The sequence below is a fragment of the Amycolatopsis iheyensis genome (assembly GCF_024703995.1).
Lineage (GTDB): Bacteria > Actinomycetota > Actinomycetes > Mycobacteriales > Pseudonocardiaceae > Amycolatopsis > Amycolatopsis iheyensis.
The window spans coordinates 34859-50027 of the sequence record NZ_JAMXQV010000015.1; the positions used below are offsets into that span (position 1 = coordinate 34859).

Genomic DNA, 15169 nt, shown 5'->3' on the forward strand with positions numbered 1-15169 from the left:
GCTAGTGCCCGGCACCGACCGGAACGGCCGCTTTCACCAGATCGGCGAGATCTTCCGACCCCGCCGGGAGCGCGTCCACCGGCCACCAGCGCAGGTCGTCGGACTCCTCGCTGCGCACCGGCGAAGCACCCGCCGGCGCGTGGACCGCGTACCGGACGTCGAAGTGCCGCGTCGGCACCCCGAGCGAGCACGTGATCGGGTGGACGTCCAGGTGCACCGGCGCCGCCCCGATCCGCAGCCCGCTCATCCCGGACTCCTCGGTCGCCTCCCGCAGCGCGGCCTCGGCCAGCGAGCCGTCGGCCGGTTCGCAGTGCCCGCCCAGCTGCAGCCACCGCCCGACGCGCGGGTGCAGCGTCAGCAGCACGCGCGTCCCGGTGTGGTCCAGGACCACCGCCGACGCCGTGAGGTGCCCGGCCGCGCACGAACGCTGACACGAGTCCTCACGTGCGGCGAGGAACCCGAGGAACGCCTGCCGCAACGACTCCTGGGCCGCGAGAGCGGGCCGCCACGCCTCGAGCGTGGCGACCGCGTTCGAGTGCAGGCTCACCGCTCCAGCAGCCCGTCGCCGGGGGTGACCGGCCCGCGCGGGCCCGGGTCCGTCAGCGGGACGCCGATCGCGACCGAACCCAGCGGCTGCCAGCGTTCGTCGAGGCCGAGGACCTCGCGCACGAGCGGCGCGGCGAAGATCGTCGACCCGATCCAGCACGAGCCGAGGCCTTCGGCCGCCAGCGCGACGAGCAGCCCCTGCACCGCGGCGCCGCCGGCGACGGTGAACATCGTCTTCTCGCAGTCGTTGCGCCGGTCGTCGCGGTAGGTGTGCGCGCCGTCCGGGACCAGGAACGGGATGACGACTTCCGGGGCCCGGTAAAGGATGTCGCCGCGGCTGAGCCGCTTCGCGATCTGCTCCTCGGTGAACTCGTCCCCGGAAAGGTCGGCCCGCCAGGACTCGCGCATCGCGTCGAGCAGCTTCTCGCGGGTGCCGGCGTCGCGCAGCCAGACGAACCGCACCGGGTGCGTGTGGTGCGGCGCGGGCGCGGTCAGCGCGGACGCCACGGCGCGGCGCATCGCGGCCGGGTCCACCGGCTCGTCGGCGAACTGCCGCACCGACCGCCGGGCCGGCACGGCCGCGCGCCGGCCCTGCGTGATGGCCTCGTTCGTGCCCAGCCGGAAGAGGTCCTCCTCCAGCGGACGGACCAGGTCCCGCGCCGTCGAGCCGTCGTCTTCGAGGAAGAGCCCGCGCACGACGGCGACCGGGGTGCCGCCGAGCTTGCCCTTGACCAGGTCGGCGGCCGCGGCCAGCTCGTCGGCGACCGCGACCTCGGTGACGGCCAGCTCGTTGCCCTGCCCGTCGACCTCGCCGCGGTAGGCGTGCAGCACGCGCAGCCCGGACGAACCGATCGCAGCGTCGGTCTGCCCGACCCGCCACGCGCGGCCCATGGTGTCGGTGACGATCACCGCGACCTCGACGCCGAGCCGCTCGCGCAGCCCGTTGCGCAGCGCCAGCGCCGACGCGTCCGGGTCCGCCGGCAGCAGCGCGACCTCGTCGCCTTCGACGTTGGACGCGTCGATGCCCGACGCCGCCTGCACGATCCCCAGGTGGTTCTGCGTGATCACGGTGCGCGCGATCCGCGCGACCACCCGGATCGCCTCGCGCTCGACGAGCTTGCGGCGTTCGGTGTCGCGGGCCTCGGGGTCGGCGGGCACCTTGACGAGCCTGCCCTCGGCCTTGGACACGATCTTGCTGGTCACGACCAGGACGTCACCCGAGCGCAGCCAGGGCGCGGCCGTCACGATCGCGCCGGTCAGGTCGTCGCCGGGACGGAACTCCGGCAGCCCGGTGACGGGCAGGATCTCCAGCTTGGCGGAGGCGTGGTCAGGCAACGGGGGCTCCAGCGAGTTCGAGGGCGGCCCTGGCCATCGCCGCGGTCGCGTCCACATCGGACATCAGCAGCGGCACGTCGCGGACGGTCACGCCCGGCACGTCGGCCGTCTCGCCTTCGGCGATCAGCCAGCCGTCGAGGACGCCACCGTCCTTGCGCGAGCCGTAGTGCCGGCCCACCGCCTCGGCCGACGTCTCGACGCCGATCGCGGTCAGGCACGCGTCGGCCATGCCGCGCAGCGCCTTGCCGCCGATGATCGGGGACACCCCGACGACCCCGGCCGACGTCTTGCGCAGCGCGTCCCGGATCCCCGGCACGCCCAGCGTCGTGCCCACCGACACCACCGGGTTCGACGGCGCGAACAGCACGGCGTCGGCTTCCTTGATGGCGTCGAGCACGCCCGGCGCGGGCTTGGCCTCGTCGTTGCCGACCGCGACGATCGAGTGCGCCTTCGGCTCGGCGCGGTAGCGCACCCACCACTCCTGGAAGTGGACGGCCTTCTGCTGGCCGTCCTGCTCCGGGTCGTCGATGACGACGTGCGTCTCGACCCGGTCGTCGGACATCGGCAGCAGCCGGACGCCCGGCTGCCAGCGGTCGCAGAGGGCCTCCGTGACCGCCGAGAGCGGGTAGCCGGCACGCAGCATCCGCGACCGGATCAGGTGGGTGGCGATGTCCTTGTCACCGAGGCCGAACCAGCTCGGCTCGGCGCCGTAGGCCGCCAGCTCCTCCTTGACCACCCAGGTCTCGCCCGAGTGCCCCCAGCCGCGTTCTTTGTCGATCCCGCCGCCGAGGGTGTACATGCAGGTGTCCAGGTCGGGACAGATCCGGAGGCCGTGCATCCAGACGTCGTCGCCGGTGTTGACCAGCGCCGTCACCTCGTGCTCCGACTCCCCGGAACCTTCCGCCGGCAGCCCCAGGGCCGCCTTGACACCCAGCAGGAAGCGGGCCCCGCCCACTCCGCCGACCAATACCACGATCTTCACGACGTCGAATCCTCGCACGAGCCGGGTGCGGGCACCCAGTACCGGTATCTGTGGTGCGGGGCGTAGCCGAGCCCCGCGTAGAGCGCGAGCGCGCCCGAGTTCCCCTCCGCCACCTGCAACACCGCCTGCCCCGCGCCGTGTTCCGCGCCCCAGGCGTGCAGGCCGCCCATCAGCGCGGACGCGAGCCCGCGGCGGCGGAAGTCCGGGCTCACTTCGAGCCGCCCGACGTGCAGCCAGCCGTCGACCAGGGCACCTCGGACCACGCCGGCGGTGACGCCGTCGAGCGTCGCGACCCCATACCCGACCTTCCCACCGGTCAGCACGCTGCGCGCGGCCGGGGAGTCCTCACCGGCCCCCAGCGTCAACTCCCACCACCCGGGCGTCGGCTCGTCCGCCACTTTCATGACGAAAGTTGCGTCTCGGCGGCCGGAGGCGTCACTTTCGTAGGGAAAGTGCCGCTTGGGCGGAAGCGGGGTGGTGAGGACTACCACCTCGTGGCCGCGGTGGTGGCGCTTCGCCTCGACCCAGCCTTCGGCGGCGATCGCGTGCTCGTTCGGGCTGTCGCGGAGCACCTGCGCCATCGGTGGGATCCCCCGATCGTGGGCGAAGTCACACACCGTGCGCAGCGCCTCGGGGACCGGGCGGCCGGGGTCCCCGACTGCGAGGACGCTGTTCGCCCGCCCCGTGAAGCCGTCCGCCCAGCGCAGGCGCCACTCACCCAGGGGATCCTCCACCAGGGGTGGCCATGCTTTGCTGCAGGCGATTTCGAGCGTCTCCGGTGCGTTCACCGCTAGATTGTGACTGAGGCGGCGGAAGTCGCGGAGCGGATATTCCCGAGGAGGTGGCCGTGGGCATCCAGCGCAAGGACGAGCGGCACAACGAGAAGCTCGTCGACGAGATCTCCGAGGGGTTCAACCGGGCGGTGGGCGACAAGAAAGCCGAGGAGGACGCGCCCAAACCGCGTTTCGTCATCACCGGTGACGCCCGGGCGACCCCGCCCCCGCGCCGCCGGGAACGGTGAGCAGCGGCCATACCCCTGGTATGGCTAAGGGTTGCCTCACCAACCGATCGGGTGCCGATGCCGCGTAATGTCGGCACGGACTGGCTGTTTGCAGAGACTGTCTCTGCAGAGAAAAAGCAGGAGTGCGCAGTGACCTACGTGATCGCCGAGCCCTGCGTCGACGTGCTCGACAAGGCGTGTATCGACGAGTGCCCCGTGGACTGCATCTACGAGGGCGAGCGGATGCTGTACATCCACCCGGACGAGTGCGTCGACTGCGGCGCCTGCGAGCCGGTCTGCCCGGTCGAGGCGATCTACTACGAGGACGACGTCCCGGACAACTGGTCGGACTACACCAAGGCCAACGTCGACTTCTTCGACGAGCTGGGCTCGCCCGGCGGCGCCTCCAAGGTGGGCAAGACCGCGCACGACCCGGGGTTCATCAAGGCGCTGCCCCCGCAGGGCGAATGAGCCGGGTCGCGCTGCCCGACTTCCCCTGGGATTCGCTCGCCGAAGTCAAGGCCAAGGCGCAGGCGCATCCCGGTGGGGTGGTCGACCTCTCCATCGGCACGCCGGTCGACCCGGTCCCGGCCGGCATCCGCGACGCGCTCGCGTCGGTGTCGGAGATCCCGGGCTACCCGACGACGCACGGCATCCCGGCGCTGCGCGCGGCGGCCATCGCCGCCCTCGGCCGCCGGCACGGCGTCACCGGCCTGGAGCCGGACGCGGTGCTCCCGACCATCGGGTCGAAGGAGGCCGTGGCCTGGCTGCCGCGGCTGCTCGGCTTCGGTCCCGGTGACCTCGTGGTCATCCCGGAGCTGGCGTATCCGACGTACGAGGTCGGGGCGCTGCTCGCGGGCGCGTCGATCCTGCGCGCGGACAGCACGGTCGCGCTGAGTTCTGCCTCAGGCGCCGGCGGGCTGGGCCCTCGCAAGCCGGCGATGATCTGGCTGAACTCGCCGTCCAACCCGACCGGCAAGGTGCTCCCGGTGGAGCACCTGCGCAAGGTGGTCGAGTGGGCCCGCGAGCGCGACGTCGTCGTGGTGTCCGACGAGTGCTACCTGGCGCTGGGCTGGGACGTCGAACCGCTGTCGATCCTGCACCCCGACGTCTGCGGCGGCCGCACGGACGGCCTGATCGCGGTGCACTCGCTGTCGAAGTCGGCGAACCTGGCCAGCTACCGCGCCGGGTTCCTGACCGGTGACCCGAAGCTGATCAAGCAGCTGCTGGAGATCCGCAAGCACGCGGGCATGATCGTGCCGCGCCCGGTCCAGGAGGCGATGGTCGCCGCCCTGACCGACGACGAAGCCTTGACGGCCCAGCGCGAGCGTTATGCGCGGCGCCGGCTTTCGCTGCGGAAGGCGTTGCAGGACAACGGGTTCCGCGTCGACCATTCCGAAGCCGGGCTGTACCTGTGGTCGACCCGCGACGAGCCCGCCGCGGCGACGGTCGAGTGGCTGGCGGACCGCGGGATCCTGGTGGCCCCGGGCACCTTCTACGGCCCGGCCGGCGGCAAGCACGTCCGGATCGCGCTGACCGCGACCGACGAGCGCGTCGACGCCGCCGTGGAACGCCTGACTCAGTAGTCCCGGCCCGTGAAGCCCCGGTAGACGAACCTGGTGAGGGCCTCGACCGCCTCTTCGTCGGTCGGGGGCTGCCAGCCGGCCGGGGCCGGGTCCAGCAGCCACATCTGCGCGAAGTTGTCGATGAGCTGGTACATCATCGCGATCGACAGCTCCGTGCGCGCCGGCAGCCGCATTCCGGCCGCCGTGACGTGCGCCAGGTGGCCCGTCAGGTCCGCCGCCTGGGTCGCGCCGAAGCTCGCCACCGTGCGCGCGAAGGTCTCGCTGACCATCGCCGCCTGGCGCAGCGCCTGCATCGTCGGCGCGTGCTCCTTGTAGAAGTCCCAGTACTGGGCGACGTGCCAGCGCACCGCCGCCGGGTCGGTGAAGTCCGACAGGTGTCCCTCGGTCCGCGCGCTCTCGTCGCCCGAGGCCGCCATGTCGGCCAGGAGCGCTTCGAGCAGCTCTTCCTTGCCCGCGAAGTGGTTGTAGAACGACCCCGCGGCCCGGCCCGCCTCGGCGGTGATGTCGGTGATCTTGGTGTTCAGGTAGCCCTTGCGCGCGAACACGCGCCGGGCCGCCACCTTCAGCGCCGCCTCCGTCTCGGCGGCCTTCTCCTTGCGGTTCACCGGCACCTCCTTGACTCCGGACGCTAGCAGTGTCATTCTGAATTCAGATTCACTGAATTTCAATTCACTGGGAGGACGACATGGACACTCGGGTGCTGATCGCGGGGGCGGGACCGACCGGGCTGACGCTGGCCATCGAGCTGGCGCGCCGCGACGTCGCGGTGCGGATCATCGACAAGGCGGAGACCTTCTTCCAGGGCTCGCGCGGCGACGGCCTCCAGCCCCGCACGCTGGAGATCTTCGAAGACCTCGGCGTGCTGGACGCGGTGCTGGCCGCGGGGGCCGCGCCGGTCCCGATGCAGATCCACGTCGGCGGCGAGGTCGTCGGCGAGCGGGCGATGTTCGAGCCGGTCGAGCCGACGCCGGACAAGCCGTACCCGACCGGCTTCTTCCTCGGCCAGTCGCAGACCGAGGGCATCCTGCGCGACCGGCTGGCCGAGTTCGGCGTCCACGTCGAACTGGCGACCGCGCTGGCCGGCTTCGAGCAGGACGACGAGGGCGTGACGGCGACGTTGAGCACCGGCGAAACCGTCCGCGCCGAGTACCTGGTCGGCGCCGACGGCGGCAAGAGCTTCGTGCGCAAGGCGTTGGGGATCGCGTTCGAGGGCACCACCGACGAGTCGATCCGGATGCTGCTCGGCGACGTCCACGCCGAGGGGCTCGACCGCAACTACGGGCACTGGTTCGGCGCGTCGGACGACCCGATGCGCGGCATGATGTTCAGCCCGCTGCCGGGCACGCCGTGGTTCCAGTTCGGCTCACCGCTGGGCGACGGCGACCTCGACGTCGAGACGGCGCTGCCGGCCATCCAGGCCCGGCTCGACGAGCTGACCGGCGGCGGCATCACGCTGTCGGACCTGGCCTGGTCGACGGTGTGGCGGCCGAACGTCCGGCTGGCGGCGAGCTTCCGCTCCGGGCGCGTGTTCCTGGCCGGCGACGCGGCGCACGTCCACCCGCCGACCGGCGGCCAGGGCCTGAACACCGGCGTCGGCGACGGCTACAACCTGGGCTGGAAGCTCGCCGACGGCGCCCCCGAGCTGCTCGACAGCTACGAGCTCGAGCGCCGCACGAACGCGGCCCGCGTGCTGGGCATCTCGACCGAGCTGATGCGGAAGTACACCGACGGCGACGAGGACGCGCACCGGCGCGGCGAGGAGACCCAGCAGCTGGACATCAGCTACCGCGGCGGCCCGCTGTCCCCGGCCGGCGACGGCGCGCTGCGGCCCGGCGACCGCGCCCCGGACGCGCCGCTGCTGGCGTCCGACGGCAGCCGCGTCCGCCTGTTCGAGCTGTTCCGCGGCCCGCACGCGACGCGCCTGGTCTTCGGCGACGGCGAGGTGGGGGAGCACGCCCACCGGATCCTGCCCGCGGGGAGCACACCGGTCGGCGGCGCACTGGTCGACGACGGCGGGCACGCGTACGCGGCTTACGACGTCAAGCCGGGGGCCGAGGTGCTGGTGCGGCCGGACGGTTACGTCTGGTCGGTGTCCTGATTCACGACATCCCGCCGCTGTGCGTGGAGTTGTCGTAGGTGCCGTTCGGCTTGGCGCGGTACGGGTAGCGACCGGCCTTCCGCCCGCGTCGCACGCGGCGCCCGGCCAGGGCGCCGATCGTGAGGATGAGCAGGACGAGCAGCACCACGCCGCCGATGGCCAGGGTCAGTGCGGTCGTCATCGGCCGAGCCTAGGCGTGCAGGGCCTTGGCAGCTTTGTCGACCTTGGTCCAGGCGTCCTGCCAGGCCGCGCGGGCCTCGGCGCGGCGGGCCAGCTCCCGCTCGGCGATGCGGCCCGCGACGAACCCGACCGGGCCGTCCACCGACGCCAGCACCGTGCGCATCCGCTCGGCCGCGAGCACCGCGTCCTGGTGGTCACCCAGCACGGTCTGGAAGTCCCGCGTCGCTTTGATCAGCTTCTTGATCCGCTTCGCCCGCTTCTTCTTCGCCGACGTCTGGGCCAGCTCGGCGGCGTAGCGCAGCTTCTTGCCGTGGATGCGCAGCGCGTGCAGGTCGTCGTCCGGCGGGTCGGCCGACAGGGCGCGAACGGCCTTCGCGAGCTTGCGGTGCGGCTTCGCCAGCCCGGTGACCAGGTCGTGCGGCTCGTCGGCCACCTCCTCGGCCGACGAGCGGCTCAGCAGGCTGACCTCGCGCAGCAGCGTCGAGTAGCGGGCACTCGACAACGCGCGGGTCAGCCGCCGCTTCGCCGTCGCGCGCTCGGTGACGAACCGGGACACCAGGCGGCGGCCCGCCTCCTGGTCGCGGACCTCGAAGTCGGCGATGACCTCACGCAGGTGCCCGACCAGCACGTCGTAGTCACGCACCTCGCCGAGGGACTGCCCGAGCCAGCCCAGCTCGGCGCGCACCGGCTCGGCGCCGTCGCCGACCAGCCGGCCGGAGAGCTTCAGCACGCTGCGCATCCGCCGGAGCGCGACGCGCATCTGGTGCAGGTCCTCCGGGTCGGCGCCGGAGCGCGTGCCGGGCTCGTACGCGAGCAGCGCGCGGATCTCCCGGTCGAGCTTGGCCCGGACGTGGTGGGCCGCCGGGTCGGCCGGGCCCACCACGACCGGGAGCTCCGGCAGGCCCAGCTCGGCCGGGGTGCGAGGCAACGATTCGGTGGTCACCTCATGAATTCTAAGTGAACCGCGCGCCTCAGTCGTTCGCGTGCAGCATCGCGTTCAGCTCGACACCCGACCCGGTCCGCGGCACGACCTCGACCGCGCCGGTGGCCGAGTTGCGGCGGAAGACCGCGCCCGAAATGCCGCTGAGCTCGAGGGCCTTGACGACCTTGCCGTCGACGAGCACCTTCGTCCCCGCCGTGACGTAGAGGCCGGCCTCGACGACCGTGTCGTCGCCCAGCGAGATCCCGACGCCGCCGTTCGCGCCGATCAGGCAGCGCTCGCCCAGCGAGATCGTCTCCTTGCCGCCACCCGAGAGCGTGCCCATGATCGACGCGCCGCCGCCGACGTCCGAGCCGTCGCCGACGACCACGCCGCCGGAGATCCGGCCCTCGACCATCGACGCGCCGAGCGTCCCGGCGTTGAAGTTCACGAAGCCCTCGTGCATCACGGTGGTCCCGGACGCCAGGTGCGCGCCGAGCCGGACGCGGTCCGCGTCGCCGATCCGGACGCCGGAGGGCATGACGTAGTCGACCATCCGCGGGAACTTGTCCACGCTGTAGACGGTCACCGCGCCGCGCGCCCGCAGCCGCAGCCGGGTGGCCTCGAAGCCCTCGACCGGGCACGGGCCGTGGTTGGTCCACACGACGTTGGCCAGCAGGCCGAACATGCCGTCGAGGTTCTGGCCGTGCGGGCGGACCAGGCGGTGCGAGAGCAGGTGCAGCCGCAGGTACATGTCGTGCGTGTCGGCGGGGGCGTCGGCCAGCCTGGCGATCGTGGTGCGGACGGCGACGACCTCCACCCCGCGGTCGGTGTCCGGGCCGAGCAGGTCCGCGGCGGCCGCGCCGAGCAGCTCGGTGGCCTCCGCCGCGCTCAGGCGCTCGGTGCCGGCCGTGCCGCCTTCGACGAGCTTGGGGTGCGGGAACCAGGTGTCCAGGACGGTCCCGTCGGTCGCGACGGTGGCCAGCCCGACGCCGCCGGCGCCGGTCGTTTCAGGGTTCGGGCTCTGCTCGCTCACGCCCGACACCGTAGTCCGTGACTTCTGGGGCCGAGCCCCAGACCCCAGCCGGGGGCGAGCCCCCTGGACCCCCGAAAAGCGGTGTGTGACCTGCGTCAACTACCCGTGGGCCGCGCGGCTACCTGCTTCTTCAGCCCGTCGAGTGCCCCGGCGATGTCCACCAAGGCCTGGGTGCAGGGCCCGCCCGGATCCGGCACGGTCGTGCAGCCCGCGCCGCGGAACGCCGCGATCGCGCGGTCGAGCCCGTCGGCCTGGGCGACCAGCTGCGGGTCGCGGTCGTTCGCGCGCTTGCGGGCCGCGCCCGGGACGCCGCCGAGCTCGGTGACGTACTTCTCACAGCCCTTGGGCAGCTGGGTGCGCGGGCTCGCGAAGCACTGGTCGGCGGTCAGCGCGTCCAGCTTGGTCGGGAGCGCGTCCGGGCCCGGCTCGCCGCCGCCCTGCTTGGGGGTCGGGCCGGCTTCGTTGCCGCAGCCGGACAGGACCAGGACCAGCAACGCACCGCCGAGGACGACCGGGAACCTACGCACACCCTCACGGTAGCGTGCCGGGCATGAGCCTCGACCTGCACGCCGACCCCGTCGACCTGACCGCCGCGCTCGTGGACGTCTTCAGCGTGTCCGGCGCGGAGGCCGAGATCGCGACGGCGGTGCAGGAAGCGCTGCGGGAGCAGGCATCGCACCTCGAGATCGTCCGCAACGGGGACGCCGTGCTCGCCCGGACCAACCTCGGCCGCGCGTCGCGGGTCGTGCTCGCCGGGCACCTGGACACCGTGCCGGAAAACGGCAATCTGCCTTCGCGGCGTGAAGGTGCCGGAGACGACGAGGTGCTGCACGGCCTCGGCACGGTCGACATGAAGGGCGGCGACGCGGTGTTCCTCCACCTCGCCGCGACGCTGCCTTCGCCGAGGCACGACGTGACGTTCGTCTTCTACGACAACGAAGAGGTCGAGGCGGTCAAGAACGGCCTCGGCCGGATCGAGCGCGAGCTGCCGGAGTGGCTGGCGGGCGACCTGGCGATCGTCGGCGAGCCGTCGAACGGCGTCATCGAGGCCGGCTGCCAGGGCACGATGCGCGTCGAGCTCCGGTGTTCGGGCACGCGGGCGCACACGGCGCGGGCGTGGATGGGGGAGAACGCGATCCACGCGCTGGCCGAGCCCCTGCGGCGGCTGGCGGAGTACGCGCCGCGGATCGTCGACATCGACGGGCTGACCTACCGCGAGGGCCTGCAGGCGACGAAGATCGGCGGCGGGGTGGCCGGCAACGTGGTCCCGGACGCCGCGGTGCTGACGGTGAACTTCCGCTTCGCGCCGGACCGCAACCCGGAGGCGGCGGAGCGGCACGTGCGCGAGGTGTTCGACGGCTACGAACTGTCCGTTGTGGACATGTCCCCGGGAGCCCTCCCGGGCCTGTCGGCCCCGGCGGCGGCGGAGCTGGTGACGGCGGCCGGCGGGCGGGCGGCGGCGAAGCTGGGCTGGACGGACGTCGCGCGGTTCGCGGCACTGGGCATGCCGGCGGTGAACTTCGGCCCGGGCAACCCGACCTTGGCGCACACGAAGCAGGAGAACGTCCGGACGGCGGAGATCCGCCAGGTCGCGGACGTGCTCCGCAAGTTCCTCGCCTGACCCGGTCCCCAAGCGCCCCAATGTGGCCTTCGGTGCGTCAGACGCAACGAAGGGCCCCTTGGGTGCGTCAGACGCAACCAAGGCCACATTGGGGCGCTGTGGTCCTTGTCACAGTGGAGGGTGCTGAGCTGCGGTGACGCTCCGGCACCGGTCGTCACCGCAACTTTTCGGCGTCGTGGGCCGTATTCCCCGGTGAAGCCGCTTCCTGGAGGAGTCATGCCCGAAACCGCGAGACGGGCCGCGGCCGCCGCCGTGCTCGCCGCGGCGGTGGTCGGGGTGCTGACCGCCTGTGAGCAGCAGCCCGTCGCCGCGCCCGCGGCCGGGCCCGTCGTCATGGCCATCGGTGAGGCGACCGCGTTGCCGCCGCCGCCCGCCGAACAGCAGCCCGTCACGCAGACAGCACCCGTGGAAGTCGCCATCACCTTCCCGCGCACCGGCTCCGGCCAGTGGATGTTCACCCCCGGCAGCGCCGAAGTCGCCGGCACGCAGGGCAAGCTCATGCGTTACCGCATCGCGCTGGAGACCGACATCGACGGCGTCGGGCCCGCCGGCTTCGCGAAGCAGATCCGCGGCATCCTCGGCGACCCGCGTGGCTGGACCGGCGGCGGGCAGTGGCGGCTGCAGGAGGTCGGGCCGGACGACGACGCCGACTTCACCATCTACCTGGCCACCCCGGCCAGCCGCGACAAGCTCTGCGGCGGCACCGCGGACAGCTACACCTCGTGCCGCAACGGCAGCAACGTCGTGCTGAACGTCGCCCGCTGGGCCAACGCCGTGCCGAACTACGGCGCTCCGCTCGACGTCTACCGCCAGTACATGGTCACCCACGAAACCGGGCACCGGCTCGGCCACGGCCACGAGCTGTGCCCGGGCGCGGGCCGGCCGGCGCCGGTGATGGAGCAGCAGACGCTCGGGCTGCACGGCTGCGTCCCGAACCCGTGGCCGTTCCCGAACGGCCGTGAGTACGCCGGCCCGTCGGGCGAGTACGACGACCCGATCCCGGCCGGCGACTCCTAGCGGCCCTGCAGGGACTTGACGTTGTTGCCGAACGTCCAGCCCTTCGAGCCGTCCCAGTTGATCGACCAGTCCATCAGGCCCTTGAGCCCCGGAACCGACCGCCACGCCTGGGAAACCAGGCTCGGCGACATGTACCCGCCACCCGCGCCGGGCTGCGCGGGCAACCCCGGGACCTGCTTGTCGTAGGGCACCCGGATCGTGGTGCCCTGCACGGTCAGGCCGTTGTTCAGGCACTGGGTCTGCACGGTGAAGCCCTGCACGGTCCCGGCCTGGTAGGAATCGCCGCTGCAGCCGTACATGGACCCGTTGTAGTACTGCATGTTCAGCCACCACAGGCGGCCGTTGTCCGCGTACTTCTTGATGATCGGCAGGTACGCGCCCCAGATCGAGCCGTAGGTGATGCTGCCGCCGGTCACGTACGCGGTCTCCGGCGCCATCGTCAGCCCGAAGCCCGCCGGCATCTGCGCCAGCACGCCGTCGATGATGCGGATCAGGTTCGACTGCGACGCCGAGAGCGTCTTGATGTTGCCGCTGCCGGTCAGGCCGGTCTCGATGTCGATGTCGATCCCGTCGAAGTTGTACTGCTTCAGGATCGGCACGACCGTGGCGACGAACTTGTCCGCCACCGTCGAGGACGACAGGTCGATACCAGCCGCCGCGCCGCCGATGGACATCAGGATCGTGGCGCCCGCGTCCTTTGCCGCGCACATCTCGGCGGGCGTGGACACCTTGACCCCGGCGTCCATCCCGTTCTCCCACAACACGGTCCCGTCGGACCGGATCACCGGGAAGGCGGCGTTGATGACGTTGTAGCCGTGCTGGGCCATGCGGCTGTCGGTGATGGGCACCCAGCCCATCCCGGGGTGGACGCCGTTGGCGGCGCCGTCCCAGTTCTCCCAGTAACCCTGGAGAACCTTGCCGGCGGGCCGTGGTTTCACCGCGCACGTGTCGGCCTGCACCGCCCCCTGCGCGGGGGCCGACACGAGCAGCGGGACGGCCAGCACCGCCGCCAGGAGAGTTCCGAACAGGCGGGTTCTGCGACCGGACATACCGGCTCCCATCGTCGTTGAGGGGCGTACGCGGCGTGTCCACTCACGATAGGGAACCGGGGAAAGTGCTGACTACCTACGAACGGGTGGTCTAGACAACCGTAGCTTTCACGTGAAAGCGGCGACCTGGGGGCGGCACTTTCACGTGAAAGTGCCGCCCTTTGGGTCAGACGGTGAGGGTCCAGCTGGAGAGGTAGCCCGTGTCGGCCGGGCCGACGTCGCGCAGCCGCAGCTGCCAGGCGCCGTTCGCGGCCTCCGACGAGGCGTTGACCGTGTAGGTGGTGTCGAGGTTCGGCGTCGAGTCGCTGCTGGAGTTCTTCAGCCGGTACGCCGTGCCGTCCGGGGCGACGAGGTCGATGACCAGGTCGCCGCGGTAGGTGTGGGTGATGTGCACCTCGACCTTGGTGGTGCCGGACGCGTTGCGCGCGCAGCCGCCGACGGTCGCCGGGCTGTTCACCGCGGCACCCGGGTAGTCCGGGATGTCCAGCCGGGTCCCGTTGGTCACCGGCGCGCACGACGACGTCCCGACGCCGAGCGAGAACGACGCCGTGTGGTCGACGTTCGCGCCGTCCGCGGTCACGGTGACCGGGAACGTGCCGGTCGGGGTGGTCGAAGACGTCGAGATGGTCAACGTCGAGGACCCACCGGACTGAATCGTCGCCGGGCTGAACGACGCCGTCGCGCCCGCGGGCAGGCCTGAAGCGGACAGGGAGATGGACTGCGCGGACCCGGACGTCGTCGCGGTGCTCACCGCGACCTGCAGCGACTGTCCGGGTTGGACGGTCCCGGCAGTGGGGTTCAGCGCGACGGAGTAGTCGTTGCCCGTCGTCGTCGCGACGGCCAGCTTCCACAGCGCGTACCCGATGGCGTCGGAGTTCTTCTCCAGCGGGGTGTCCGGGATGTTGGAGGTCGTGTCGCACGCGCGGTGGTAGCAGTTGTCGAACGCCGCACCCGCGGTGCCGCCCCACTTCTGCGCCTGCGCCGAGCTCTTGATGTCGCCAGCGCCGGTCGCGAGGCCGCCGACCGGGATGCCCGCGCTCTTGAAGGACGCGTGGTCGGAGCGGCCGTCGCCCTCGCTGTCGCCCTCGGTCTGGATGCCGATGGACGAGAAGTACTCGTCGAAGATCGCCTTGACCGAAGCGACGTCGTCGTAGACGAAGTAACCCCAGTTCTTCGAGCCGATCATGTCGAAGTTGAGGTAGGTCTTGATCTTCGTGCGCTCGCTGCTCGGCAGGTTGTTGACGTAGTACTTGGAGCCGACCAGGCCGGACTCCTCGTCGGCCCACCAGGCGAACCGGACGCGCTTGGCCATCGCCGGGTTGGTGCGGGCCAGCGTCAGCGCGACTTCGAGGATCGACGCGCTGCCGGAGCCGTTGTCGTTGATGCCGGGGCCGGCGCTGACGGAGTCGAGGTGCGCGCCGAGCATGATGACCTGGCTCGCGTCACCCTGCGGCCACTCGGCGATCAGGTTCTGCGACTGGCCGATGCAACTGGTGCACGTCTGCCTCGACGTCGTGTAGCCGGCGTTCTTGAGCAGGTTTTCCACATAGGACACCGAGGCCGCGTAACCGCCGCCGCGCGGCGAACGCGTGCCGCCGTTGTTGTTGGCGATGGTCTGCAGCTGGTTGAGGTGGGTCTTGATGTTGGCCAGCGAGATGTCCGGCGCGGCGAGCGCGGTGGCCGGAGCGGCGGTGGCCGCCGGCGCGGTCACCACACCCAGGACGGCGGCCAGGGCGGTGACCCCGGCGCCGAGTCGTGTCTTCCACTTCATGGCGGTGAATTCCTTCGGTGGGGGTTGGG

At 71.8% G+C, this 15169-nt stretch carries 17 protein-coding genes; 6 read left to right on the top strand and 11 right to left on the bottom strand.

The features are described from left to right. Window position 1 precedes the first annotated feature (1 nt). From M8542_RS26810 to M8542_RS26825, 4 genes are read right to left on the bottom strand one after another with little or no spacing between them, the layout of a single operon-like run. On the bottom strand, window positions 2-547 hold the full coding sequence (locus tag M8542_RS26810) for an NUDIX hydrolase (protein ID WP_257923016.1): 546 nt from the start codon (window positions 545-547) through the stop codon (window positions 2-4). After that, a complete protein-coding gene (locus tag M8542_RS26815; RefSeq protein WP_372508607.1) occupies window positions 544-1938 on the bottom strand; it encodes a coenzyme F420-0:L-glutamate ligase in 1395 nt (464 codons plus the stop codon). The genes M8542_RS26810 and M8542_RS26815 overlap by 4 nt, the downstream gene beginning before the upstream one ends. Then, complete coding sequence (cofD, locus tag M8542_RS26820) at window positions 1874-2863, bottom strand: 2-phospho-L-lactate transferase (protein ID WP_257923018.1); 990 nt, start codon at window positions 2861-2863, stop codon at window positions 1874-1876. The genes M8542_RS26815 and cofD overlap by 65 nt, the downstream gene beginning before the upstream one ends. Beyond that, complete coding sequence (locus M8542_RS26825; protein WP_257923019.1) at window positions 2860-3651, bottom strand: GNAT family N-acetyltransferase; 792 nt, start codon at window positions 3649-3651, stop codon at window positions 2860-2862. The genes cofD and M8542_RS26825 overlap by 4 nt, the downstream gene beginning before the upstream one ends. A gap of 59 nt (window positions 3652-3710) precedes the next feature. Here M8542_RS26825 and M8542_RS26830 point away from each other — a divergent pair, with 59 nt between their 5' ends. The 3 genes from M8542_RS26830 to dapC all read left to right on the top strand — a co-directional run bounded on the left by M8542_RS26830 (window position 3711) and on the right by dapC (window position 5449). Then, window positions 3711-3884 (top strand): hypothetical protein, encoded by a 174-nt coding sequence (locus M8542_RS26830; RefSeq protein ID WP_257923020.1) that lies wholly within the window; start codon window positions 3711-3713, stop codon window positions 3882-3884. Between the two features lie 129 nt (window positions 3885-4013). After that, on the top strand, window positions 4014-4334 hold the full coding sequence (fdxA, locus tag M8542_RS26835; protein ID WP_086680320.1) for a ferredoxin: 321 nt from the start codon (window positions 4014-4016) through the stop codon (window positions 4332-4334). Further along, window positions 4331-5449 carry a succinyldiaminopimelate transaminase gene (gene dapC, locus M8542_RS26840; protein WP_257923021.1) on the top strand — a complete coding sequence of 373 codons (1119 nt, stop codon included), beginning with the start codon at window positions 4331-4333 and terminating at the stop codon, window positions 5447-5449. The genes fdxA and dapC overlap by 4 nt, the downstream gene beginning before the upstream one ends. Here dapC and M8542_RS26845 read toward each other — a convergent pair. Beyond that, window positions 5443-6090, bottom strand: a complete 648-nt coding sequence (locus tag M8542_RS26845) for a TetR/AcrR family transcriptional regulator (RefSeq protein WP_257923022.1) — start codon at window positions 6088-6090, stop codon at window positions 5443-5445. The genes dapC and M8542_RS26845 overlap by 7 nt on opposite strands. A gap of 44 nt (window positions 6091-6134) precedes the next feature. Here M8542_RS26845 and M8542_RS26850 point away from each other — a divergent pair, with 44 nt between their 5' ends. Next, window positions 6135-7547: an FAD-dependent monooxygenase gene (locus tag M8542_RS26850; RefSeq protein ID WP_257923023.1), complete on the top strand. Its 1413-nt coding sequence runs from the start codon at window positions 6135-6137 to the stop codon at window positions 7545-7547. A 1-nt stretch (window position 7548) separates the two neighbouring features. On the opposite strand, the gene M8542_RS26855 is transcribed toward M8542_RS26850, so the two are convergent. The 4 genes from M8542_RS26855 to M8542_RS26870 all read right to left on the bottom strand — a co-directional run bounded on the left by M8542_RS26855 (window position 7549) and on the right by M8542_RS26870 (window position 10209). Then, a complete protein-coding gene (locus M8542_RS26855) occupies window positions 7549-7728 on the bottom strand; it encodes a hypothetical protein (RefSeq protein ID WP_257923024.1) in 180 nt (59 codons plus the stop codon). Window positions 7729-7737: 9 nt separating this feature from the next. Continuing rightward, window positions 7738-8670 (bottom strand): CHAD domain-containing protein, encoded by a 933-nt coding sequence (locus tag M8542_RS26860; RefSeq protein WP_257923025.1) that lies wholly within the window; start codon window positions 8668-8670, stop codon window positions 7738-7740. Window positions 8671-8698: 28 nt separating this feature from the next. Then, a complete protein-coding gene (dapD, locus tag M8542_RS26865; protein WP_257923026.1) occupies window positions 8699-9682 on the bottom strand; it encodes a 2,3,4,5-tetrahydropyridine-2,6-dicarboxylate N-succinyltransferase in 984 nt (327 codons plus the stop codon). A gap of 95 nt (window positions 9683-9777) precedes the next feature. Further along, a complete protein-coding gene (locus M8542_RS26870) occupies window positions 9778-10209 on the bottom strand; it encodes a hypothetical protein (RefSeq protein WP_257923027.1) in 432 nt (143 codons plus the stop codon). 23 nt (window positions 10210-10232) lie between these two features. Between M8542_RS26870 and dapE the strand changes: the two genes are divergently transcribed. Both dapE and M8542_RS26880 read left to right on the top strand, forming a co-directional pair. Continuing rightward, entirely contained in the window at window positions 10233-11303 is a 1071-nt protein-coding gene (gene dapE / locus M8542_RS26875) for a succinyl-diaminopimelate desuccinylase (RefSeq protein WP_257923028.1), read from the top strand. A 216-nt stretch (window positions 11304-11519) separates the two neighbouring features. Further along, a complete protein-coding gene (locus M8542_RS26880; protein WP_257923029.1) occupies window positions 11520-12320 on the top strand; it encodes a DUF3152 domain-containing protein in 801 nt (266 codons plus the stop codon). Here the strand turns inward: M8542_RS26880 and M8542_RS26885 are convergent. Beyond that, complete coding sequence (locus tag M8542_RS26885) at window positions 12317-13369, bottom strand: chitinase (protein WP_257923030.1); 1053 nt, start codon at window positions 13367-13369, stop codon at window positions 12317-12319. The two genes, M8542_RS26880 and M8542_RS26885, sit on opposite strands and share 4 nt — an antisense overlap. A 166-nt stretch (window positions 13370-13535) precedes the next feature. Further along, complete coding sequence (locus tag M8542_RS26890; protein WP_257923031.1) at window positions 13536-15140, bottom strand: M28 family metallopeptidase; 1605 nt, start codon at window positions 15138-15140, stop codon at window positions 13536-13538. Window positions 15141-15169 lie beyond the last annotated feature (29 nt).

What these genes read in the sequence shown, in the direction of transcription:
- M8542_RS26815 (WP_372508607.1), bottom strand. Translation starts at nt 1,938, where the DNA reads ATGTGGACGCGACCGCGGCGATGGCCAGGGCCGCCCTCGAACTCGCTG.
- dapC (WP_257923021.1), top strand. Translation starts at nt 4,331, where the DNA reads ATGAGCCGGGTCGCGCTGCCCGACTTCCCCTGGGATTCGCTCGCCGAA.
- M8542_RS26845 (WP_257923022.1), bottom strand. Translation starts at nt 6,090, where the DNA reads ATGACACTGCTAGCGTCCGGAGTCAAGGAGGTGCCGGTGAACCGCAAG.
- M8542_RS26850 (WP_257923023.1), top strand. Translation starts at nt 6,135, where the DNA reads ATGGACACTCGGGTGCTGATCGCGGGGGCGGGACCGACCGGGCTGACG.
- M8542_RS26855 (WP_257923024.1), bottom strand. Translation starts at nt 7,728, where the DNA reads ATGACGACCGCACTGACCCTGGCCATCGGCGGCGTGGTGCTGCTCGTC.
- dapE (WP_257923028.1), top strand. Translation starts at nt 10,233, where the DNA reads ATGAGCCTCGACCTGCACGCCGACCCCGTCGACCTGACCGCCGCGCTC.
- M8542_RS26880 (WP_257923029.1), top strand. Translation starts at nt 11,520, where the DNA reads ATGCCCGAAACCGCGAGACGGGCCGCGGCCGCCGCCGTGCTCGCCGCG.
- M8542_RS26885 (WP_257923030.1), bottom strand. Translation starts at nt 13,369, where the DNA reads ATGTCCGGTCGCAGAACCCGCCTGTTCGGAACTCTCCTGGCGGCGGTG.
- M8542_RS26890 (WP_257923031.1), bottom strand. Translation starts at nt 15,140, where the DNA reads ATGAAGTGGAAGACACGACTCGGCGCCGGGGTCACCGCCCTGGCCGCC.